Consider the following 21,965-nt stretch of genomic DNA (forward strand, 5'->3'; position numbering starts at 1 on the left):
GGGCTGGCCACCGTGGTGGGGGAGGGCGGGCACCGGCTGACCGTCACGCAGGCCCAGCAGCTCGCGCTCGCCCGCCTCGTCCTCACCGACCCGCCGGTGGCGATCCTCGACGAGGCCACCGCGGACGCCGGCAGCGCCGGTGCCAGCATCCTGGAGGCCGCCGCCGAGCAGGCGCTGGCGGGCCGGACCGGGCTGGTCGTCGCGCACCGCCTCACCCAGTCGGCCGGCGCGGACCTCGTCGTCGTCCTGGACGACGGGCGGATCGTCGAGACCGGCACGCACGACGAGCTCATCGCCGCCGGCGGGCGCTACGCGGCGCTGTGGGAGGTATGGTCCGACACCCGCGCGCCACAGGACGCTCCCGTCAACCAGTAGACCGCTGTCAACCAGTAGAGCACCTTCGTCCGGCTGCCCGCGGCCCGCGGGCTGTCCCGCTCACGCTGGGCTATGGCCACCGCCTTACTGCGCGACCCCCTATTCTGACAATACGTGTCGTAGCTAGCGCAAGGGGTGATCGTCCTGTCGATCCGCGCGACCCAGGTGATGGTCGAGCGGCGTAAGGGCACGGATATGGCTGGCGAGCGTCGTTTCTCCACGGGTGTAGGGTTGCTGGCCGCCGCAGGGCTGGTCGCGGTCGGGATCGCCGTCGGGCTGGTACTCGTCGGCGGCCGGGGCGGCTCCCCGACACCGACATCGGCGCCGGCGCCGGCCACGGCCACGGCCACGGGTACGGCCGGCGCGGTCCCGGTGCCCGGCGGGCCGGTGCGCCCGGATTCGGGCCTGCCCGTCCTGGACTTCTCCGACCTGGCCTGGCTGGACTTCCACGGCTTCGCTCTGCCGGTCTCACCGGCCGCGGGCCCGCGCAGCCTGGCCGACGACCGGGCGTCCGGGTTCGCCCACACCCCGCTGGGCGCCGCCCTCGCCGCGATCCACGTTGTCTTCCGTACGGACGCCGTTGTCGGCGCCTACATCTTCGAACCCACCATCGCCGAGCAGGCGACCGGCGCCGACCAGCCCGCCCTGCTGACACGGACCCGGATAGCCGCGACGCGATATGCCATTCCCGACCGGCTCACCGGACGGTTCTCCGACCCGATCTTCCGCTACGCCGGGGTCCGGTTCGATGTGGCCGCCCCCGACCGGGTCGTGCTGTATGTGGCCACGGACGCCGTGGATTCCACCGGCACCACCGGGTACGCCGCCATGCGCATCGAGCTGCGCTGGGAGCGGGGGGACTGGCGGATCGTGGTCCCACCCGGCGGCAACTGGGAGACGGTCATCACCCGGATCGCCTCCACCGCGGGCTTCCAACTGTTCCCCGGAGATAGGAGCCCCCGGAGATAAGAGCCCATGGCTCCTCCAGACCTCGACGGCACCCTTCCAGGCACTGGTAACTCGTTGGCCCTCGGCACCCCGTTGGGATCGCTGGTAGCCGTCACCGAGTTCGCCGGCGCCAAAGCCGGCACCGGCACCGGCACCGGCACCGAAGCCGACGACGAAGCCGGCGCCGGCCGGGGCGGCGGTGGGTCAGTCGCGGGCGGCGGCTTCCATTGCCTCGATCAGGCTCTTGGGGCGCAGGTCCGTCCAGTGTGTCTCGATGTAGTCCAGGCACTCCTGGCGTGGGCCCGGGCCGTGCTCGACCGTCCAGCCGGCCGGGACGTCGATGAAGTCCGGCCACAGGCTGTACTGCCCCTCGGCGTTGACCAGGACGGTGTAGACGCCGTCGGGATCCTCGAACGGGTTGGTCATGGGTGTCCCCCTTCTCCGGTTCTGCTGTTCCACTGTTCCGTTGTTCTCCTGGGCCCGGTTCTCCCGACCGGTTCTCCCGGGACCCTGCCGAAACTCAGTTCTCGATCACAGTCAGTTCTCGATCACGGTCGACGGGAATCATCATGGGCCACGCCATTATCCACAATATTGCCACGGCTTCTTTCAGGATTTTCCGATATCGCTCCTGGCCACCGCGGGTTTTGCCGGTGCCTGGTTTTCCCGGTGGCCGCCGGGCGCGCGGCAAGAATCGTGATCATGCGCGCTCCGGCCGTCCGGTGGCGTGGGTCACCAGCGCGTCCAGGGCCTGGAACCAGCTCTCGGCCAGCTCGCGGACGGCGTCCTCGGCCAGCACACCGGACGGCCAGGACCAGAACACGGCCAGCTCCGGCCCGCCCGGACGGTCCTCGGTCAGCGAGTTCACCACCAGGCAGTGCTCCTCCGGCATGTCCCCGTCGGCGTCGAGGTCCACCGCGTCCGGCTCGGCGGAGCAGGACCAGTCCGTCGCCTCCGGGACGCCGAACCTGCCCATGTAGTTGAACTCGATCCGCGGGGCGCCCAGCCGCGCCAGCTCCGGCCCCGTCCGCGGGTTGAGATGGCGCAGCAGCCCGTAACCGATCCCGCCGGACGGCAGGCCGGCCAGGTGCCCCCGGACGCGTCGAACCACACCGCCTGGATCATGACGCCGGCGTCCGGGTCCAGCCGGTCCCGGGCGGCCAGCGCCGCCGCGGAGATCGTCCTGGTCAGCGCGTCCCCGGTGAGGACACCGTCGGGTTCGCGGGTGCCAGGCGCCTCGGCGCCCGGGCCACCGCTGCCGGGTTCGCTTGTGCCGGCCCCCTCGGCGCCAGACCCACCGCTGCCCGGCCCACCGCTGCCCGGCCCACCGCTGCCCGGCCCACCGCTGCCGTGCTCGCTCGCGTCGGGCTCGCTGACGCGGATGTCGACTCGTTCGACCAGTGTCGCGACGTCCAGCGTTCCGGGCGGTGGAACGGTGAACATCCAGTGGTCACCGCTCGGGCCGGAGGTACGGACGAGGCGGGCCCGCAGCATGTCGTGCCGGTCCACCAGCGCCCGCAGGATGGCCAGCAGGGTCGTCCGGTCCAGCTCGGCCGGCGTCTGCACCAGCGCCGACTGGTGGTAGCCGCTGACCGGGCCGCCCAGCTCACGCAGCGCGTGCATGATCGGGGTCAGCGGGACGGTTCCCGTCCCGTCGTCGCCGCCGGCCCGCTCCGACACCGGGGCGAGGGCGGTGGCCACCGTGGCCAGTGCGGCCACCGTGCAGTGGCGGAAGACCTGGCGCGGGGTGATCCGGAAACCGGCTGCGCGGGCCTGGCTGACCAGCTCCATCGCGACGATGCTGTCCCCGCCGAGGGTGAAGAAGTCGTCGTCGACGCCGAGTTCGGGGACGGCGAGCAGCGCGGCGAACGCGTCCCGCAGCGCCTGCTCCGTGGGGTTGCCGGGAGCCCGGCCGGAAACGGTGGCGGTGAAGTCGGGGGCCGGCAGCGCGTTGCGGTCCAGCTTCCCGTTGGGCAGCGTCGGCAGCTGGGGGAGCGGCACGAACGCCGCCGGCACCATGTAGTCGGGCAGCATACGGACAGCATGGTCACGCAACGTTGCCGCGTCCGGCGCCGACAACGCCGCGGGCCGTGGCTCACTGTCCGTTCCGGCCGTCCCCAGACCGGCCGTCCCCAGACCAGTTGCCTCCACTCCGGCCGTCCCCACTTCGGGCTGGTTCGCTTCGTTCGTTTCCGGGTCGGTCGCCGGGGGAACCGCCGGGGGATCGGTGACCACGTAGGCCATCAGTTGCCGGACGCCCTGAGATCGCGGTGGCAGGGCCGCACCGGGCCAGGACCGGTGCGGCTCCAGGGAACAGGGCAGAAGCTTCGGGCCAGGAGCTTCGGGCCAGGAGCTTCTGGTCAGCCCGCGTTGATGGCGGTGGTCGCCTCATGCCAGAGGTCGGCCTCGTCCCTGCCCCGCCGGCGACGGACAGCGGTCACCACCGCACCGGCACCGGCGACAACCGCGAGAACGGCGAACTTGCGCAGCATGTCCGTCAACCTACCCGCGTCCGGCCATCCTGCCCACCGGCCGGGCCGCTGGAAGCCCACCGCCCCGCTGTTGGAAGCCCGTGGCCCGCCCGCGACCGGCGGGCCGTCGGGGCCGGCGCCGGCGGCGTCGGGGTCAGCGCTGGTAGGTAGCCCGCAGCACGCCCCGGGCAAGGGTGTGGAACGCCAGGTTGAATCCCACGACCGCGGGCGCGGCGGAGCTGTCGACACCGAGCGAGGGGACGTCGACGGCGTGCACCGCGAACACGTAGCGGTGCGGACGGTCACCCGGAGGAGGTGCGGCACCCCCGAAGTCGAACGTCCCGTAGTCGTTGCGGACGTGGAAGGAACCGGCCGGCAGGCCGCTGAGATCGCCGCTTGCCGCCCCGTGGGGCAGTTCGGTCACGGTGGCCGGGATGTCGACGAGGACCCAGTGCCAGAAGCCGCTGCCGGTGGGGGCGTCCGGGTCGAAGGAGGTGACGACGAAGCCACACGTCTGCGCCGGAAACCCGGACCAGCGCAGGTGCGGCGAGGCGTTCGCGCCGTCGGCCGAGGTGTGCGCGAACTCCTTGGTGAGCGCGTCCCCGTCCGCGATGTCGTCGCTGGTAAGGGTGAACGACGGTACAACGGGCAGGACGTCGAACGGATCCGGGGGAGTACCGCGGTCGAGCAGGGACATCAGCCAACCTCACTTCCTGTAGCTCACCGACTGAATTTCTGTAATTCCTGTGGTTCCTATACTTCCTGTGACTGTCATGCTTCCCGGACGGGCCGGTACTGGAGATCGCCCGGGATCCGCCCCGGCCGCCTCGGGAAATACCGTCACCCGTCTACCACCCACCGGCCAAGGCCGGACACGCGGGGGATGAGCGGCGGTCTCCCCGCGCGGCATCCCAAAAAGAGACCAGGGCATATGCTGTCCCGTCCCGGCCATGACAGGCGACGGGCCACGCTGCGACTTTGGGCACCGGAGCAGTACGCACCGGCTTCCCAACGGGACGTTGGGAAGCTCCAGCCAGGTTTTTGGCACCAGGGTGGGACGCGGCGGACCCTGGACGGCTAAGGTAGAACACGTCCCGATGGGGCGACTACCGACTCCCCCCGTGTTGGTGGCCACCCATCGGGACCCTTTGGTTTTCAGACCGGTTGTTTCCGGCGCGGGCCCGACCCAACCGCGCGGGCCGCCACTCGGATCACGGCGACTTCCCCTGTCGAGGCCGATTCCATCGCCGATCATTCGTTCCCCGCGTTCCCCCGTGGGTTTCCGGCTGGCCCCGCCGGTCGGTTGGTCCGGCGGGGCTACCGATCAGCTGGCTCCGGTGAGCTGGGCGGGACCAGCGCTCAGTCGGTCCCGGCGGTCCGGCGGGACCGGGCGGAGTGCCGAGCCGCGCCCGGCGCGGCACCCGGCGCGGCGCCCGAGCCGGGACGTCCGCCCCGGCGCCGGGCTCGCAGCAGCTCGAACCCGATCGGGATCACCGACAGCAGCACGATCCCGATAAAAATCTTCTCGACGTTGTGCGCGACGAACTCGACCTTCCCGAGGAAGTATCCGATCACCGTCACACCGGTGCCCCACAGCAGCCCGCCGATGATGTTGAACGTGACGAACAGCCGGTAGTTCATACCGCTGACCCCGGCGACGATCGGGGTGAACGTCCGCACGATGGGCACGAAGCGGGCGAGGATCACCGAACGGGGGCCGTACCGCTCGAAGAAGTCGTGGGCCTTCTCCACGTTCTCCTGCCGGAACAGCCTGGAATCCGGGCGCCGGAAGAGTGTGGGGCCGGCCTTGCGCCCGAACAGGAAGCCCGCCTGGTCGCCGGCAACCGCGGCAATGGAGATCAGCACGCAGGCCAGCCACAGCGGGGTCGACAGCCTGCCGTTGGAGACGAGCAGCCCCACCGTGAACAACAGCGAGTCACCGGGCAGGAAGAAACCGATCAGCAGCCCGGACTCCGCAAAGACGATCAGCAGGATGACGATCAGGCCCGCCTTGGCCAGATGCTCCGCATCCAGGAAGCTCGGGCCGAGCGCGAGAGTCGTCGAAGCAAGCGTGGACGCGGTCAACACGGCGATGGGCCTCCGGAAGCGGCTCGGGATACCAGGCGGCTGGCGGCCGATTCGGTTCCCGCCTCGACCGGGCACTCCTCGAAGATGACAACGGACCAGCACCGACCAGGCCAGCCCGACCGGCGAAGAGCGACGCGGCCACGACCGTCCGCGCTGCTGACCGCCCGCCAGCCCACCGGATCAGAGCTTGGCTGCCCGGACAGCGTATCCAGTGGGACCACAGGAGGTACCCGCGGCCCCGCTGTGACGTCTCCTCACGCGATGCGGACATTCGCATCAGCCGCACCCGGCACCTCCACGCCCGGCCCGGTCGGGATCAGCATCCGCGCCGGGCCGGGGCCGGTGCCTATCACATCCGTCACATCCGTCACATCCGTCACAGCCGTCACAGCCGTCACAGCCGTCACAGCCGTCACAGCCCGCCCCGACACGGCGGCGTCGCCGGTCGGCCCGGCCGGACGGGCGCAGCCGCATGACGGGCCGAACCCGCGCTAGAATCGGCTAACACTGTTAGCTACACCTGTGGTCGACGATGTTGGCCTTAGGTGACATCACTACGCCCGAAGGGGGTCTACCATGGCCGACACGTCCAAGATCTATTATCGCGAGCCCGGCCGGTTCACCCGGCATGTCGTCAACAACCTGATCGCGGGCTTCACCCGAGCCGGTATCAGCATCTGGGGCAGCCGCGTCCTGGAGGTGCGGGGACGCAGCAGCGGGCAGCCCCGCCGGGTCCCGGTCAACCTGCTCGACCATGAGGGCAGGCAGTACCTGGTCGCGCCGCGGGGCGAGACCCAGTGGGTACGCAACCTGCGCGCCGCCGACGGCAGCCTCGACCTCCTGCTCGGGCGCCGCCGGGAGCACCGGACCGCCCATGAGCTCGCGGACGCGGACAAAGCGCCGGTCCTGCGTGCCTATCTCCGCCGCTGGAAGGCCGAGGTGGGGGTGTTCTTCGACGGTGTCAGCGCGGATTCGACCGATGAGGATGTCGCCCGCATCGCGCCGAGGCATCCGGTGTTCATCCTCGACCCGCTCGCATGACGCAGTCCGTTCTCTCCCCAGGCGCTGGTCCCTCCTCAAGTGCTGGCCTCTCCTCAAGTGCCCCGCCGCGGCCGCGTGCGCTCAGCCCCCGCGCCACGGAGATCATCAGCGCGGGCAGGCGGCTGCTCGAGGCGGAAGGAGCCGGCGCCCTGACCATGCGCCGGCTGGGCGCCGAGCTCGGCATCCAGGCGCCCTCCCTCTACAAGCACCTACCGGGCAAGCACGCCGTCGAACTGGCCCTGGTCGACGAGGCACTGGCCGAGATCGGCCAGGCCCTGCACCAGGCGGTGTGCCACCCCGGGCCGGCGGGCGGCATCGCGGGCACCCTGGCCGCCTACCGTGAGTACGCGCTCGCCCACCCGAATCTGTACCGTCTGGCCACCAGCTCCCGCCTGCCCCGTGGCTCGACAACACCCGGCCTGGAGGAATGGTCCGGTGAACCGTTCTTCCTGGCGACCGGCGACCCGCAGGTCGCGCAGGCCATGTTCGCCTTCGCCCACGGCATGGTCATCCTCGAGCTGGACCAGCGCTTCCCCGGCAACAGCGACCTGCAACGGACCTGGGAGGCGGGCGCGGACGCCTTCACGTCCGCATCGGCGTCCGCGCGCGGGTCACGACCCGCCACCCGCGCCGCCGCGCACTCCCCCGGGCCTGCGCCCGGACCCATGCCCGAACTCGAGACCCCGCTGATACTCGAGACCCCGCTGATACTCGAGACCCGCTGACGGGGACCGGCGGAGGCCCGCCCCGCCCGCATCCCCTCGGAGCACCCTGAGGAGCTGGGCCGCCAGAACTTCCAGGACCGGGTTCCGGAGGCGCGTCCGAGCGTGAAAAAATGTGATCGCGCTACCTCCGGCCGTCCAGCGGGTACCCCTGGTCTACCGGGCAGCAGCCCGCGGGCGCACAGGGGGCCGACATGCACGGGACTGACGCGCACTGGACCGACGTGCACGAGACCGACGTGATCGTGATCGGCGCCGGCCCGGCGGGGGAGAACGCCGCGGGCCGATGCGCGGACAACGGGCTCACCGTCTCGATCGTGGAGCGCGAGCTGGTCGGCGGGGAATGCTCGTACTGGGGTTGTATCCCGAGCAAGACGCTGCTGCGCCCGGGCGATGTGCTCGCCGCGGCCAGGCGTGTTCCCGGCGCGTCCCAGGCGGTCACCGGCACCGTCGACGCCGCCGCGGCCTTTGCGTGGCGTGACTACATGACCGCTGACTGGAATGACAGCGGCCAGGTGCCCTGGCTGGACAGCAAGAAGATCACACTGTTCCGCGGGGCCGGCCGGCTGGCCGGGGCCCGGACGGTCGAGGTCACCGGCAACGACGGGGCCAGGCGGCTGACCGCGAGACGGGCCGTGGTCCTCGCGACCGGGACGGTCGCGGTCATCCCGCCGGTCGACGGCCTGCGCGACGCGCGCCCGTGGAACAACCGGAGCGCCACCGCCGCGACCCACGTGCCGCGCCGGCTGCTGGTGGTCGGTGGCGGCGCGACCGGGGTGGAGATGGCGCAGGCGTTCCATCGCCTCGGGTGTTCACGGGTGACCATCGTCGAGGCCGGTGAGCGGCTGCTCGCGCGGGAGGAAGCGTTCGCCGGGGAGGAACTGCGCGCGGCTTTCCAGGCCGCGGGCATAGAAGTGATCACCGGTGTGCCGCTGGCGTCCGCACGCAGGCGGGACGGCGGCTCGACGGTGGTGGCGACGCTGGCCGACGGCGCCCGGATCGGCGCCGAGGAGATTCTCGTCGCCGTCGGTCGCCGACCGGCAACCGCGGATCTGGGCCTGGACGCGGTCGGGCTGCCCGCCGGCCGGTTCGTCGACGTCGACGGGTGGATGCGGGCCACCGGGGTGGACGGGGGCTGGCTCTACGCCGTCGGCGACTGCAACGGCCGGACGTTGCTGACGCACATGGGCAAGTACCAGGGCAGGCTCGCCGCCGACGTCATCCTCGGCCGCGACGTCCCGGCCGCCACGGACGTGGTACCGCGGGTGATCTTCACCGATCCCCAGGTCTGCGCGGTGGGCCTGACCGAACGGCAGGCCCGGGACGCCGGCCTGCCGATACGGACCGTCACCTACAGCACAGACGACGTGGCCGGCTCCCAGGTACGCGGCCGCGCCAACATCGCACCCACCGGAACCAACGGAACCAACGGGACCAACGGGACCGGCGAGAGCGGCAGGGCCGGCAGGACCGCCGGAGCCGCCGGAGCCGCCGCGTCCGCCGCGTCCGGTGGGGCCAGCAGGGCCGCCGTGACCCGTGTGACCACCAGGACCAGCAAACTGGTCATCGATTCCGAACGATCGGTGGTCGTCGGAGCGACGTTCATCGGCCCGGACGTCCAGGAGCTGCTGCACGCCGCGACCGTCGCCATCGTCGGCGAGGTACCCCTGAACCGCCTGTGGCACGCGGTCCCCTCATTCCCCACCGTCAGCGAAATCTGGCTCCGCCTCCTCGAGATATACGGCCTGTAGCCCGGCATCCGCCCGTCGCCCATCGAATCGATCCGGCGGACCGCGGCATCCCGATGAACATCCCGGGCGAATCCGACGAGTCCGTGAACACGGTATAAAGTCTTCTTTCCGGGAGACTTCGTCCCCGGTCATGGAGCACGACGGGGGAGCTCTGGATGAAGGTCCGGTCCGGCGGTCGCGGAACGCGCGCGAGCCGTCGGGAACGCTCGGCCTCTCGGCCGGTCGGCCGATGAAAGCCATACTCGCCCTCGTCGGGATCGACCCGGCGCACGCCACCGTGTTCGTCGACCGGGCCCGGTACACCTGCGCCGCCCTGTTCATGGCGCTCTACTACGTCTATGCGACGGCCGGCTGCACGTTCTTCCTGATGATCGCAACCGGAGGTGGGCTCTTCCCGGGGGTGATCGTCGGCCTGCTGTTCGCGGCGGCCGTGGTGGTCTACGACAGGTTCCTGTTGTCCCAGGTAAGCATCAACTTCTCCGATCTCTACAAGGATGACGCGCAGCTTCCCGGTCTCTACAAGAAGAACGCGCAACCGCGCGACTGGTCGAAGAGGCGCAGCTATGCGGTCAGAATCGTGATAACCCTGCTCATTGCGATCGTCGTGACCGACCCATTGGTCCTGAAGATGTTCGACGCCGAGATCACGGCAGAACTCGGCCGGCGGCACGCCGACCGGACGGGTGTACTCAACGCCGCGGTCGAGAAAAACAGAGTGGATCGTCTCACCGCACTCGACGATGAGATCGCGAGTGACCAGAAGCAGCTCGAGGCCGCCAATAAGGCCGTCGAGGAGGCACTCGCCGCGGTCACGAACGAGCGCGAGGGCCGGGGAGCCACCGGCCGGACCGGGAACGGCCCCGTGTTCACTCTTCTCAACAGCAACTACACAAACGCGGTCATCCGGCAGAATGAGGCCGCGAACACCCTTGCCAGCGTACTGTCGGACAAACCGGAGAAAATTGGGCAGATCAACGGTGAAGCTACCCGGCAGGCAGCCGAGAACAGCAGTCGGCCACCGCCACCCGCAGGTGTTCTCGACCACCAGGATGCATTGCTGACCGTGCTTCGCCACAATCTGCATGCATTTCTGGTCTGCATATTGATCTCTCTGCTGCTCGTAGCTCTCGATCTCGCGGTGCTGTTCATCAAAATGGCCGGCCACAACAGCGCCTACGAAATCTCCGTCGCCGCCGCGAGCCGTTCTCGGCTGCGTGTCATGCTCGCCTCGTCCAAGGCCGACGAGGAGGTCGCCCTCATGGAGGTCCGGCTACGGGCCGAACAGGCGAAACGGGATCTGCGCCATCACTACGGAACAATCGGGGCAAACATGGCCGGAGGGGAGCTGAAAGGAACGGTATACACCTCCGAAAACATCTCGCCGGGGCTGGGCGACCTGCTCGAGTCACTCTCCCGCCCCATGGCCGCCGCGGTGGGAGGACAGGGCACGCGGATTACTTACGACGGGCCGATAATGTTCGGCTCCTGGGAGAAGACGTTCTACTTCGCACCGCCCGCGGGAAACACCTTCGAGGAGGTCAGGGGCCGGGCCCGGAGCGTTCTCGACGCGATCGCGGCCAACCTCACGGCGGGGACGACAGCCATGCCCATGGAGGACATCGATGCCACGGCCTTCCGGACCTTCTTCACCGCCACCCGTGACCTGGGGTCGATCTCGCTCGTGATCGGCCCGCTGGTCACGGCCCGGGTCGGGGACGAGCTTCGGGGCACGATCCTCAGCGCCGAGGAACTGCTGGACGCCGACAACGCCTATCCCCCACGTGAGGCAGCGACAATAGTCGCCCGGATACGAGAGCGGGATCCGGCCCGGGATCCGGGCCGGGACCTGTCGGAATGGATGCGGGCGGCCCGCTCGGCTGCCGACGGGCGCTCGGACACGCGGCGGACGGCACGCCCGCCCTCCGACTTTCTCCCTGATATTCCAGAAATTCCCGCCCCGCGGGACGATGAAGGGGAAGACGACGAATGGCCGTGACGGGCGGCCCGGATCACTGTTCACGCCACTTCTGAAGCAGGCCGGCAGCCGTCCGCGTCCACGGATGGTCATGGCCGAGAACTTCCTGGCAGCGCGCAAGCGTCTTCTCGGCAGCCATCCGGGCCGGTATACGATCGTCGAGGGCGTACAGATCCATCGCCGTGTTGATGGCAGATACGAGCGTGTCAGGATGACGGTCGCCGAGAAGCAGGCGCCGACGCTCCCAGACATATTCGTTCAGCCGTAACGACTCCCGATGATTGTCGAGCAGATAATGGCATCCGGCAAGGTTCGCCGCGCTGGAAAGAGTGTCCGGGCGGTCATCACCGAGAACCCGCCGCCGGCGTTCCCAGGTGTCCAGAGCCAACGTGTACGCCTCGTCGAGACGGCCCAGAGCACGCAGATCCATGACAAGACTGTTGGCCGACGCCAGGATGTCGGGATGATCGGTCGAAAGAATCCGTTGCCGACGGCTCGAGATATCCTTGTCCAGCTCGTAGGCCTTTTGATGATAATCCTTCTTCAGGACGAAGAGAGCACGGGCCAGGTGATGGCCCGCAGCCAGGGTGTCGAGGTGGTCGGGGCCGAGTACCGGTAGCCAGCGGCTGCGGGCCCGGTCAGCGAGGTCATGGCTCTCGCCGTACCGCCCCCGTGCGTAGTGGTAGCGGCAGACATCGAGAAGAAGAGCACGGAATTCGGCCGGTTCGCCGGTCGCCGCGGCAAACCGGCCGGCAACGGCCAGGACGTGGGATGCCATGCGAGAGACCAGGGACTCGTATGCGGGCCAGTTGGCCGGCTCACCGGGATCGCCACGACTCTCGGTTCCCAGCCGGCGGAGCTCGTCGACGCCCGGACCGCTGCCAGGAGCCGCGTATGGCTCCGTCCACGCCTGGTCGGGACAGGTGGCCGGTTTCGCGGACAGCACGCCCGGAAACGTCGAAGAGATATCATTTCCGGTCATGCCCCCAGCCCCGGCCAGGGCGATATCCGCGCTGTTCGACAGCACCAGCCCGAGCCCCGGAGCTTCCTTCTCGTCCATGCGGGATACCCGCTCCGGGAGCGGTATCGGGCCGGTCGGTCTCATACGGCCTGCCGTAGCCTGTTTCCGGATCGGTAATGTGGGCGGGCTGTCCGGTCTTCTTCGCCCGGCCAGTGCGTCCCGTAGCCCGTCGAGCAGCCGGGTCCGTGCCTCCCGTTCATCAGCCGGTCCCGACAGATCCGTCAGGTCGATCCGCCCACGTGTCCCCAAAATCCCGAGGCTGCCCGGACCACAGGTTTCGATCATGATCGGGAGCAGTCGCCGAGCATCCCCTTTCAGGTCCGATTCCCGCATCACCTGCCACTGCGCGCCACCGTCGGCCGACTCGAGATAGGCCGGTGTCACCACCGCCAGCAGCCGGCTCGCTCTGCGCAGGCCCTCCTGTTCCAGAGCGGACCAGACAGTCCCCGGGACGGACTCCCATGCCTTGATCAGAATCCGGTACCCGGTCTCCTCCAACGTCCAGGCGATCCACTCCGCCCATTCATGATCCGCATCGGCATACGAGACGAAGAAGTCCCAGCCGCCCTCAGCGGCACCCCCGTCGGTCATGTGCCCAGCATCCCACCGACAACGGATGGGAAGTGTAGGTGGTTCCCGTCGTCATGACAGCGCTTTCCACCTACGGCTTCCGCATCTGTAGGTGGAAAGCGCTGTCATGGAAGCGGTTTCCACCTACGCCTTCCGCTAATCTGAAGCAGATGTCACTGTCACCAGCGGAGTTCTACGCGACGCTCCCGCGCTCGATCGCCGGGGCCAGCGCTCTTTTCCATGATCCCGATGACCGGGTCCTACTCGTCCAGCCGTCCTACCGCACCGACTCCTGGCTGCTGCCCGGCGGCCACATGGAGGAGGGAGAATATCCCTGGGAGACCGCGCGGCGAGAAATCAAGGAAGAGCTGGGGCTGGACCTGCGGCCTGGACGGCTGTTGGCGATCGACTGGGTACCGCCCCAGGCCGACGGACGGCCGGCGCTGGCCAACTTCGTCTTCGACGGCGGGCTGCTCACCGCCGACGACGCCGAACAGCACCTGCGTCTCCAGGCCGACGAGCTGACCGCCTGGCGGCTGTGCACCCCCTCGGAGCGTGACCAGCTCCTTGCGCCGTACATCGCCTGGCGTGTCCACGCCTGCGTCGACGCCCTGCGCACCGGCCAGACCGCCTACCTCCAGCACGGCCGGCCCCCAGCGGCCGCACCCGGCTGACCGGCCGCGCCCGGCTGCGCGACCGCACCTGCGCACCCGGGTGACCGGCCCGACAGGCGCCAGCCAGCCCACACCCCCACGGTGGCCGTCTCGCCTCATTTTGACCTCGACGGCCACCCACATCGTCCTGATTCGACGTTCCTGGACAGAGGCCGCGAGGCTGGCGGCAGCCCGGAGGAGCGAGGCTGCTGCCCTGCGGAACACCATTCCGTTGGGGATGGGATAAACCGTGGCCCCGTGAACGGGGCAGCGATGCTGTTCTCACCCCCGTTGCCCCGCCTTTTCCACGTCGTGGCTCCGCTCGCCGGCGCTGCCGTCCCCGCCGGTCGGCGACGTTGTCGCACCTGCGGGGACGGCCATCTACGGAGGATCTGTAGCCGCGTACGGCGGTGTGGTGCACCGTCGCCGCAATGATCCTTTCGTGGCAGCGTACGAGCTATGGCGCATGAGCGGTGTGTCCCGGACGCCGGTGGTCATCATCACCCCGACGGTGACCACCCTGACGATGCTCGCCCTGGCGGCCCTTGTTCTCACGACGCTCACCATTCACATGACGTCGGTGGTCACCGTCCACGTGACGATGGTGACGAGGGCGCGACGGTGCGCACACGTGACGTGCGTTGGCGGCAGCGGTTGGCTCACCGGCTGGTGCCGCACTCCCACGATTCGGCGAACCGGGTGGATTCGGAGGTGGAAACATCTGCCGAGGGGATCCGCGCGCTGTGGATATCGCTGGCCGTGCTCGGGGCGACCGCTGCTCTTCAGATGGTCATCGTCATGCTGTCCGGATCGGTGGCGCTGCTCGGGGACACCGTCCACAACGCGGCGGACGCGCTGACCACGCTGCCCATCGGTGTCGCGTTCGTCCTCGGCCGACGACCGCCTACCCGCCGCTACACCTACGGTTACGGCCGTGCCGAGGACCTGGCCGGCCTCGCCGTTCTCGCGACGATCGCCGCGTCCGCGGGCTTCACCGCCTACGAAGCCGTCGACCGGCTGCTGCATCCCCGTGTGGTCACCCATCTGCCGGCGGTAGCCGCGGCCGGGCTGGCCGGGTTCGCCGGCAACGAGCTGGTGGCTCGACACCGGATCCGCACTGGCCGGCGGATCGGGTCGGCGGCGCTGGTCGCGGACGGGCTGCACGCCCGCACCGACGGGTTCGCCTCGCTGGCCGTGCTGCTGGGCGCCGCCGGCGTGGCCGTGGGCTGGGACACCGCCGACCCGGTCATCGGCCTGGTCATCACCGCCACGATCCTCGCCGTGCTCCGTGACGCCACCGGCGAGGTCTACCGACGCCTGATGGACGCCGTCGACCCGGATCTGACCGACGCGGCCGAGGCCGCGCTGCGGGCCGTTCCGGGCGTCAGCGCCGTCGGCCGGCTCCGGCTGCGCTGGATCGGCCACCGGCTGCATGCCGAGGCCGACATCGTCGTCCCCGGGGAGCTCACCGTCGTCGACGCGCACGCGATCGCCATGGCCGCCGAGCACGCCCTCATCCACACCGTGCCGCGGCTGACCACCGCGACCGTCCATACCGACCACCCGGCAGCACACGAACCAGCGACGCATGACACGCGTGACGCTGACCACCGGTGTGCACCGTTCACCCGGTATGACGCTGCCGTGCCGCGGCTGACCACCGCGACCGTCCACACCGACCACCCGGCAGCACACGAACCAGCGGACACGGGATTCGACAGCGCACGGCTCGGCGACGTATGACCCGCACGACACGCGTGACGCTGACCACCGGTGTGCACCGTTTCGTCCGCCATGGCGTTCTCGCGCACCCCGCACCGGTGACACCAGCCGGTGAGACGCCCGCTCGAAGGACACTCATGGACGCCAGCCCACAAGTCACCGGCCCGTGAGTCGTCACCAGCCTGTGAGCCGCTTCCGGGACAGCCGGCGACAGGCGGTACGGCGAGAGTTGTCCACAGCCCACCGGGCCACCCGGTACACCCGCGGGGCCAGCGGGCCGACGGCAATGGTCAGCGTCGCATCGATGGACGCCGGCCACCGAAGAAGAAGATCGGCGCGAGTTCGTCGCTGTGTAGGCTGACGCGGCCGAAAAACGTACACGGCAACAAACTCGCGGCGATCATGACATGCGTGGGTGGCTGTGGACGGGATTCACCGGCCGCGGCCGCGTGCCGTGAGCAGATCCGGCAGGGAGGCGGCCGGATCGGCGCCCGGCTCGGCGCGGGCCCAGGCCAGCAGCCGTGTGAGGTCGGGCTCGTCGCCGGCCCCGGCCGGGGCAACGACAGGCAGCACGCCCTCGAGCACCTCCCCCGCGGCGGCGTCCACGGTCACCTCGGTGCCCGCCAGGCCCATCAGCGTCCCGGCGCCGCAGCCGACCACGCAGGGCACGCCGAGCTCGCGGCTGACCACCGCGGCGTGCGATGTCGCGCCGCCGAGCTCGGTGAGAACCGCCGCGACGGCCGACATCGCCGGCACGTCCTCGGGATCGGTGGTCGGGCGGGCCAGCACGACGGCCTCACCGGCGTCGGCGCGCTCCTGGGCCGCCTCGGTGTCGCAGACGACGACACCGCTGACGGCCCCGGGGCAGGCGGGCCGTCCCGAGGCCAGCACCCGCGCGGCCGCGCGCGCGTGCGGCTCGACGTGCGGGCGCAGCACGGCGGCGACCTGCTCGGGGGAGACCCGGTCCAGGGCCTCGCGCTCGCCGATGAGCCCCTCCCGCGCGAGCGCGACGGCCAGCCGCACGGCGGCGGCCGGTGAGCGTTTCGCGGCACGGGTCTGCAGCAGCCACAGGCGCCCGGACTCGACGGTGAACTCGATGTCCTGCACGTCACGGCACTCCCGCTCGAGCGTCGCCGCGAGCGCGACGAGCTCGGCGTGCACGACGGGCTGGGCGCGCGCCAGCTCGGTGAGGCGCAGCGGGTCGTGGGTGCCCGCGACCACGTCATCCCCCTGCCCCCGCGGCAGCCACTCCCCGAACGGCTCTGGATCCCCGGTGAGCGGGTCGCGGGTGAACAGCACGCCCGTCCCGGACGCGTCGTCGAGGTTGCCGAACACCATGGCCTGCACGGTCACCGCGGTGCCCGCGTCGCCGTCGAGCCCGCGCTCGCGCCGGTAGGCCAGGGCGCGGCGCGAGTCCCACGAGGCGAACACGGCGCTCACCGCGGCCTCGAGCTGCGCGGCCGGCGCGGCGGGCGGCGCGACGCCGACGACCGCCTCGAACTGGCGGCTGAAACGCCGGGAGGTGTCGGCCGCGAACCGGGCGTCGCCCGTCGACGCGGCCAGCGCCACCCGCACCCGCGGCGTCATCCCCAGGTTCAGGACGGTGTCCATCATTCCGGGCATCGACACGGCCGCGCCCGAGCGCACCGACACCAGCAGCGGCGCGGGCCCGCGGCCGAAGGTGCGGCCGGTGGCCTCTTCGAGATACGCGATCGCCGCCGGCAGCGCCGCGCGCACGTCGGCGGGCAGCCGGCCGCCGCCGGCGCGGTGGCGCGCGCACGCCTCGGTGGTCACGACGAAGGCCGGCGGCACCGGCGCACCGAGCGCGAGCATGCGCTGGATGCCCCACGCCTTGCCGCCCAGCAGCGCGCGGCCGCCGTCGAGGCCGGGGACGAGCGGGCGCACCGCGGTGGTGATCGTGATCATCCGGTCGTGGCCTCCTCGCTCACCCGGTCGCGTCCGGTCGCGCCGTAGAGCTCCTCGTGCAGCTCGTGGAAGACGGTGTGATAGCTGTCGACCATCGGATGCGTCAGGAAGCGCCGGTCGCCGCCGCGCAGCCGGACGAGCGCCACCTCCAGCCGGCCGGGGTAGCGGCCCAGCCGGGGGATGACGCCGGCCGCCCGCAGCGCGAGACGGCCCACGTCACCGTGCAGCGCCTCGACCCGGGCGATCACCGCGGCGTCGTACGCCGTGTCGGAGTGGTCGTTGGGCTCCTCACCGCGCAGCTGCCAGTCCCGCAGGATGGCCTTCAGCGCGTGGTCGTGCGCGCTGAACTCCTCCCAGACCAGGTCGAGCGCGGCCATGTCCAGGCCCGCGCGCTCGACGGCCAGCGCCGCCCGCAGCGCGTCGCGCCCGCCGGGCATGATCCGGTAGCGGCCACGGCACTCCTGGACGTGCCCGGCCGTGACAAGCGCCGCGAGCGCGCGGCGCACGGCGGTCTCGTCGCCGCCGGTCAGCCAGATCACCGTGGACGCGTCCGCCAGCCCGCCTTTCAGCCGCACCGCCTGCAACACCGCGAGATCCATCAGGCCACCTCCTCGGATGCGACTCCGGCCCGCTCGGATGAGGCCGCGGCCAGGCCTCGCGGGCTCGTTCCCGGCCCGCCCGCTCCCGGCCCGCCCGTTCGGCTGTCCACCGGCTCGGGGGCGATCCGCACACCGGCTTCGACCAGCGCCCGGCGCACCTGCCGCGGGCTTTCGTACCGGACGTCGACCATCCCCAGGTCACGCGCGGGCACGAGGTTCTCGGGGAAGTCGTCGACGAAGACCACCTCCCGCGGCCCGTGGCCGAGCATCTCCAGGAGCCTGCGGTAGATCGCGGGATCGGGCTTGCGCAGCCCCAGCTCCGACGAGTCGCCGTAGACGTCGATCGCGCCCGCGGGCAGCAGCGCGTGCAGCCAGTCACGCCGCTCGGCGAAGATGTTCGTCAGCAGCGCGGTCCGGTAGCCGGCCGCCCTGACCTCGACGACCAGCGCGGCCATCTCGGGCCGGACGTTGTCGCCCATGCACGCCCACAGCATCGCGTCCAGACGCTGTGCCGGGACGTCGACACGGTGTTTCTCGGCGATCGCCGCGGAGCACCGGCGGTAGAACTCGGCGATCGGCATGCGCCCCGTCTCGCAGCGGGCGAACAGCTCGCCGCCGCGGACGAAGGACATCACCGTGCCGGTGGGCAGGCCGTACTCGGCGTCGACCTTCTCGAACTCTCCGACGGGACTCGGGCACAGGACCCCGCCCACGTCGAAGACGACCGCCCCGATCATGCCTTGCGGGGCGGCGAGCCCGCGTGGACGAACTGCGCGCCACGGAACACGTCCACCTTGTGGATGTAGCCGTTCTGGGTGAACAGCGGGAACTCCCGCCCCTCGGGATCAACGAAGATCGCGTAGTAGTCCTGCATCGTGGCGGCCCAGTTGGGGGCGTCCGGCCCGACCTCGGACTCCTGCATGGCAACCGCGACCCGCCCCGTCGGACGGACCAGGTCACCGGCGATGCGGTGCCCGTTGGAGAACTCGAGCTCGTAGTGCTTCGGGCAGGCGGTCGCCTCCTTGTGATAGACACCGCCCACGCAGGGGACGAGCGTGCCCGCGTCCGACCACCAGCCGGCGACCGGCATGGGAGCCGGTTCCGGCAGCTCGTGGCTGCGCAGCGCGATGACCGAGAAGACGCTGTCGTCCGGCAGGATCGCCGATACGAGGTCCCAGCCGGTGTTCCACATCAGCTGGGTCTTGCGCCGGCCCCAGCCGCGGTCGCGCCAGCCGAAGCCGGAGAACGCGAGCTCCGGCCCGCCGCGCCAGCGCATCGTCCCGCTGGCCGTGATGACCTGCTCGGTGTGGCGGTAGACCTGCCCGCTCTCCCCGGTGGCGTAGTAGCCCCTGAACATGGTGTCCCACAGGGGCGCGAGGTGCTTCCCCCGCAGCGTCAGGTCGAACTCGGCCTCGTCGAGGCTGCCGGCCCACCGCAGCTCGTGGTCGGAGTCCCAGGAGAGGTTGACCACCTCCAGCCGCGCGAGCTCGTTACCGATCCGCCGGTCGTTGTGCGTCCCGTCGGTCCGCAGCACCTGGATGACCGATCTGTTGCCCTGCGCGACGCCGACGGCGCACCGGGTGTCAGGCGAGCGGTTGGCGCTGACCGTCATGTGCATGTTGATGTTCGCGTTGAGCGCGTCATCACGGACGGTGATAAAGAAGGTCTCCTTCCACGGTAAGGACTCGTCACCGAAGGGCTTGTGTAACAGCTCGTCCTCGGGGCGGGGCAGCCATTCCGCCGGGACGCCGCGGGACGGCAAGGCGGCCGCCCCGGTGGCTGTGCTGGTGGCTGTGCTGGTGGCCGTGGGAGTGCTCATGCGGTGCTCTCCAGTTCACTGTCACGGTTCGTGCTGTCACGGTTCGCGCCGTCACGGGCCGCACGGCCGGTCACGCCTTCCGCGGCCCGCTTGAGGATCTCCACCGTTCCCTTGTTGCCGTCGACCCGGACGCGGTCGCCGGTGCGCAGCACCCTGGTGCCGTTGCCCGTGCCGATGACGCACGGCACCCCGACCTCACGCGCGACCACGGCGGCGTGGCTGAGCAGGCCGCCGATGTCGACCACCAGGGCCGAGGAGAGGAACAGCACCGACGCCCAGCTCGGGTCGGTGGTCGCGCACACGAGCACCTCGTCGGGCTCGATGTCGCCGAACGTGGGGTCGTGGACCACGCGCACGAAGCCCTCGGCGGTCCCGCCGCTGGCACCGATGCCCGTGACGCTGCTCTCCGTGCCCGCCGGGGCCGCGGCCCCCGCCTCCCCCGTGCCCCTCGCGCCAGGCATGCCGGACGCGCCGGATGTGTCGGACGTGTCGGGCCTGTCGTCCGCGGATACCAGTGCGAAGGGCACGGGCCGGCCCTGCCAGTGCGTGGGGATGTCGTGACGCAGGAAGTCCGCGCGCTGCGCACGCCGCCGGGCGGCGATCTCCTTCGCCCCGGCGGGCAGCCCGTCGACGAGCTCGGAGACCTCGAACAGGAACACGTCCTCGGGATCGTCGAGACGCCCGTCCGCGGCCAGCAGCGCGCCCAGGCGCCGGGCGGCTCCGCGGGCGACGTCGAGAGCCTGCAGGTAGGCGGCCTTGGCGACGCCGCGCAGCGGGATCCGTGACACGGCCAGCTTCAGCACGAGCTTCGCTCCCGGCCGCCGCGCGGCAGGCAGCCCGGCCAGCAGCTCACGCTCGGCCCGCTCGCGCGCCCGGGCCCGCTCCGCGGCGGCCAGCGCCGGGTCCTGGGTGTCGTCGCGTTCGCCGTACTGCGCGGCGAGACGGAGCACCGGCGCGGGATCCTCACGCCAGACCCGCCCGGAGACCTCGCCCTCGCGCGGGCCATGGTAGCCGTGCCTGGTGAGGAAGGCGTCGAGCGTCAGCTCCCCGCGTCCCATCCGCCACAGGTCGAAGATGATGTCGGTCTCGGCGTGCGAGCCCTGGCCGGCGACGAGCGCGTTGGCCTGCGCGTGGTCCAGACCGGCCTTCTCGATGAGGGTGAGCAGCTGGTCGTAGACCGCCTGCACCCCGATGAACACGCCGCCGGCCTGCACCCGGATCATCTCCGTGAAGCGGTCCCGGCCCTCGGCCAGCGCGTGCCGGGCGCCGGCCTCGTCGAGGGTGTCGAACCGCGGTACCCAGGCCTGCCACCAGGCCTTCGTCGGCCCGGTCCGCGCGATCACGTCCCGGCGGACGGTGGCCAGCGCGTAGGGCATCCTGGCTGCGACGAACGGCAGGCGGCGCCTGGAGCGGGCCAACGGGATGCCCGCCGGGACCTCGCCGAGCAGCTGGCGCGCGATCGCGTCCGGCCCTGAGCCGGGCAGCAGCCCGCCCATCTCGCAGAAGAAGTTGACGTTCAGGGCGGCGCGGCCGTAGAAGACGGCGGCGACGGCGTCGTTGGGATCGTCCTGCACACGGACGTCACCGGACGCGAGCGCCCCCATGCGTGCGAAGCAGTCACGAACCCCGACGTCGACCGCGGGCCCCCATAGCGACCACCCCAGGGGTGTCGCCACGCCCGGGAGTGCCTCCCCCACGTTCGTCGTGCTCCAGAAGCGTTCAGGTCGTGACTGCGTGTGTAAAGGACCGCTCGGGTCCACGCTGATGCTCATGCGGATCCTCTCCTGCTCAGGCCTCCCGATCCGGCCCGGCTACGGACGACAGGGCGGCGGGGTGCCTATTCGCCGAGTGCAGCCAGCGTTAACAAACAAGTGTTTGTTGTCAAGAGCGGGCCCGCCAGGTGCGCACGAAACAGCCGATAGGCACCAAATAACACAAATGGATGAGAAAACCCGCAATATCATGATCAGGCAGTAGGACTGGACCAGCTTCCTCCCGGAAGGCCGGTACCCGGGAGCGGACGGCCGGAGACCGCACCTTCAACCGCTGCACGGCGCGCGCAACCGCGACACGACGCGTGTCCCCGCAGTGGCTTCAGCGCCTGGCTCGGGCAGATGAGGCGTGCTCCTCGTGACCGTGCTGGAGATCGGTCACCGGCTCGAGGTCTGCCAGGACCGTCCGTAGCCAGTCTCAGCGCCACTCCGACTACGACACGATGATCATGTAGGCCGGAACCTAACGATCCGCGGGGCTCGCCCCCCAGCGAAGCCGCCCAACGGGCGGC

General features: G+C 70.7%; 18 protein-coding genes and 2 pseudogenes. 8 read left to right on the forward strand and 12 right to left on the reverse strand.

Translation table 11 applies throughout. The annotated features are described in order from the left end of the window. A pseudogene (locus AC5LUJ_RS10130) lies at positions 1-375 on the forward strand (ABC transporter ATP-binding protein); the annotation flags it as partial. A 135-nt stretch (positions 376-510) separates the two neighbouring features. Next, on the forward strand, positions 511-1,344 hold the full coding sequence (locus tag AC5LUJ_RS10135; protein ID WP_250283856.1) for a DUF8175 domain-containg protein: 834 nt from the start codon (positions 511-513) through the stop codon (positions 1,342-1,344). A gap of 183 nt (positions 1,345-1,527) precedes the next feature. Here the strand turns inward: AC5LUJ_RS10135 and AC5LUJ_RS10140 are convergent, their stop codons facing one another. The 6 genes and pseudogenes from AC5LUJ_RS10140 to AC5LUJ_RS10165 form a co-directional block, all read right to left on the reverse strand. Then, the gene (locus tag AC5LUJ_RS10140) at positions 1,528-1,749 is read right to left on the reverse strand and encodes an MbtH family protein (protein WP_250289475.1); all 222 of its coding nucleotides are present in this window, start codon (positions 1,747-1,749) and stop codon (positions 1,528-1,530) included. A 274-nt stretch (positions 1,750-2,023) separates the two neighbouring features. Beyond that, positions 2,024-2,434, reverse strand: a complete 411-nt coding sequence (locus tag AC5LUJ_RS10145; RefSeq protein WP_250285496.1) for a hypothetical protein — start codon at positions 2,432-2,434, stop codon at positions 2,024-2,026. 602 nt (positions 2,435-3,036) lie between these two features. Then, positions 3,037-3,567: pseudogene (locus tag AC5LUJ_RS10150) on the reverse strand (phosphopantetheine-binding protein); the annotation flags it as partial. 116 nt (positions 3,568-3,683) lie between these two features. Further along, on the reverse strand, positions 3,684-3,815 hold the full coding sequence (locus tag AC5LUJ_RS10155; protein ID WP_250285497.1) for a DLW-39 family protein: 132 nt from the start codon (positions 3,813-3,815) through the stop codon (positions 3,684-3,686). 133 nt (positions 3,816-3,948) lie between these two features. Next, on the reverse strand, positions 3,949-4,491 hold the full coding sequence (locus AC5LUJ_RS10160) for a YbhB/YbcL family Raf kinase inhibitor-like protein (protein ID WP_250285498.1): 543 nt from the start codon (positions 4,489-4,491) through the stop codon (positions 3,949-3,951). A gap of 662 nt (positions 4,492-5,153) precedes the next feature. Next, complete coding sequence (locus AC5LUJ_RS10165; protein WP_250285499.1) at positions 5,154-5,882, reverse strand: DedA family protein; 729 nt, start codon at positions 5,880-5,882, stop codon at positions 5,154-5,156. A 576-nt stretch (positions 5,883-6,458) separates the two neighbouring features. Here AC5LUJ_RS10165 and AC5LUJ_RS10170 point away from each other — a divergent pair. From AC5LUJ_RS10170 to AC5LUJ_RS10185, 4 genes are all read left to right on the forward strand, one after another. Then, a complete protein-coding gene (locus tag AC5LUJ_RS10170) occupies positions 6,459-6,923 on the forward strand; it encodes a nitroreductase family deazaflavin-dependent oxidoreductase (RefSeq protein ID WP_250285500.1) in 465 nt (154 codons plus the stop codon). Then, positions 6,920-7,648 carry a TetR/AcrR family transcriptional regulator gene (locus tag AC5LUJ_RS10175; RefSeq protein WP_250289472.1) on the forward strand — a complete coding sequence of 243 codons (729 nt, stop codon included), beginning with the start codon at positions 6,920-6,922 and terminating at the stop codon, positions 7,646-7,648. Before AC5LUJ_RS10170 ends, AC5LUJ_RS10175 begins: the two co-directional genes overlap by 4 nt. Before the next feature lie 191 nt (positions 7,649-7,839). Next, positions 7,840-9,396 carry a dihydrolipoyl dehydrogenase family protein gene (locus AC5LUJ_RS10180; RefSeq protein ID WP_493464825.1) on the forward strand — a complete coding sequence of 519 codons (1,557 nt, stop codon included), beginning with the start codon at positions 7,840-7,842 and terminating at the stop codon, positions 9,394-9,396. A gap of 229 nt (positions 9,397-9,625) precedes the next feature. After that, entirely contained in the window at positions 9,626-11,392 is a 1,767-nt protein-coding gene (locus AC5LUJ_RS10185) for a DUF4407 domain-containing protein (protein WP_250285503.1), read from the forward strand. A gap of 13 nt (positions 11,393-11,405) precedes the next feature. Here the strand turns inward: AC5LUJ_RS10185 and AC5LUJ_RS10190 are convergent, their stop codons facing one another. Beyond that, positions 11,406-12,983 (reverse strand): toll/interleukin-1 receptor domain-containing protein, encoded by a 1,578-nt coding sequence (locus AC5LUJ_RS10190; RefSeq protein ID WP_250285504.1) that lies wholly within the window; start codon positions 12,981-12,983, stop codon positions 11,406-11,408. A gap of 149 nt (positions 12,984-13,132) precedes the next feature. On the opposite strand from AC5LUJ_RS10190, the gene AC5LUJ_RS10195 reads away from it, so the two are divergent. Then, positions 13,133-13,636: an NUDIX domain-containing protein gene (locus AC5LUJ_RS10195; RefSeq protein ID WP_250285505.1), complete on the forward strand. Its 504-nt coding sequence runs from the start codon at positions 13,133-13,135 to the stop codon at positions 13,634-13,636. Positions 13,637-14,326: 690 nt separating this feature from the next. Continuing rightward, on the forward strand, positions 14,327-15,358 hold the full coding sequence (locus AC5LUJ_RS10200; RefSeq protein WP_250285506.1) for a cation diffusion facilitator family transporter: 1,032 nt from the start codon (positions 14,327-14,329) through the stop codon (positions 15,356-15,358). Positions 15,359-15,769: 411 nt separating this feature from the next. Here the strand turns inward: AC5LUJ_RS10200 and AC5LUJ_RS10205 are convergent, their stop codons facing one another. Genes AC5LUJ_RS10205 through AC5LUJ_RS10225 form a run of 5 tightly spaced genes read right to left on the reverse strand, consistent with a single transcriptional unit; the run spans position 15,770 to position 21,357 of the window. Continuing rightward, positions 15,770-17,263 carry a pyruvate, phosphate dikinase gene (locus tag AC5LUJ_RS10205; RefSeq protein ID WP_493464826.1) on the reverse strand — a complete coding sequence of 498 codons (1,494 nt, stop codon included), beginning with the start codon at positions 17,261-17,263 and terminating at the stop codon, positions 15,770-15,772. Beyond that, complete coding sequence (locus tag AC5LUJ_RS10210; protein WP_250287240.1) at positions 17,260-17,862, reverse strand: hypothetical protein; 603 nt, start codon at positions 17,860-17,862, stop codon at positions 17,260-17,262. Before AC5LUJ_RS10210 ends, AC5LUJ_RS10205 begins: the two co-directional genes overlap by 4 nt. Continuing rightward, complete coding sequence (locus tag AC5LUJ_RS10215; protein WP_250287242.1) at positions 17,862-18,599, reverse strand: HAD family hydrolase; 738 nt, start codon at positions 18,597-18,599, stop codon at positions 17,862-17,864. The genes AC5LUJ_RS10210 and AC5LUJ_RS10215 overlap by 1 nt, the downstream gene beginning before the upstream one ends. Then, on the reverse strand, positions 18,596-19,681 hold the full coding sequence (locus AC5LUJ_RS10220; RefSeq protein ID WP_250287244.1) for a DUF7064 domain-containing protein: 1,086 nt from the start codon (positions 19,679-19,681) through the stop codon (positions 18,596-18,598). Before AC5LUJ_RS10220 ends, AC5LUJ_RS10215 begins: the two co-directional genes overlap by 4 nt. Then, entirely contained in the window at positions 19,678-21,357 is a 1,680-nt protein-coding gene (locus tag AC5LUJ_RS10225; RefSeq protein ID WP_493464827.1) for a PEP-utilizing enzyme, read from the reverse strand. The genes AC5LUJ_RS10220 and AC5LUJ_RS10225 overlap by 4 nt, the downstream gene beginning before the upstream one ends. Positions 21,358-21,965: the final 608 nt, after the last annotated feature.

Source organism: Protofrankia sp. CiP1_Cm_nod3 (assembly GCF_982290655.1).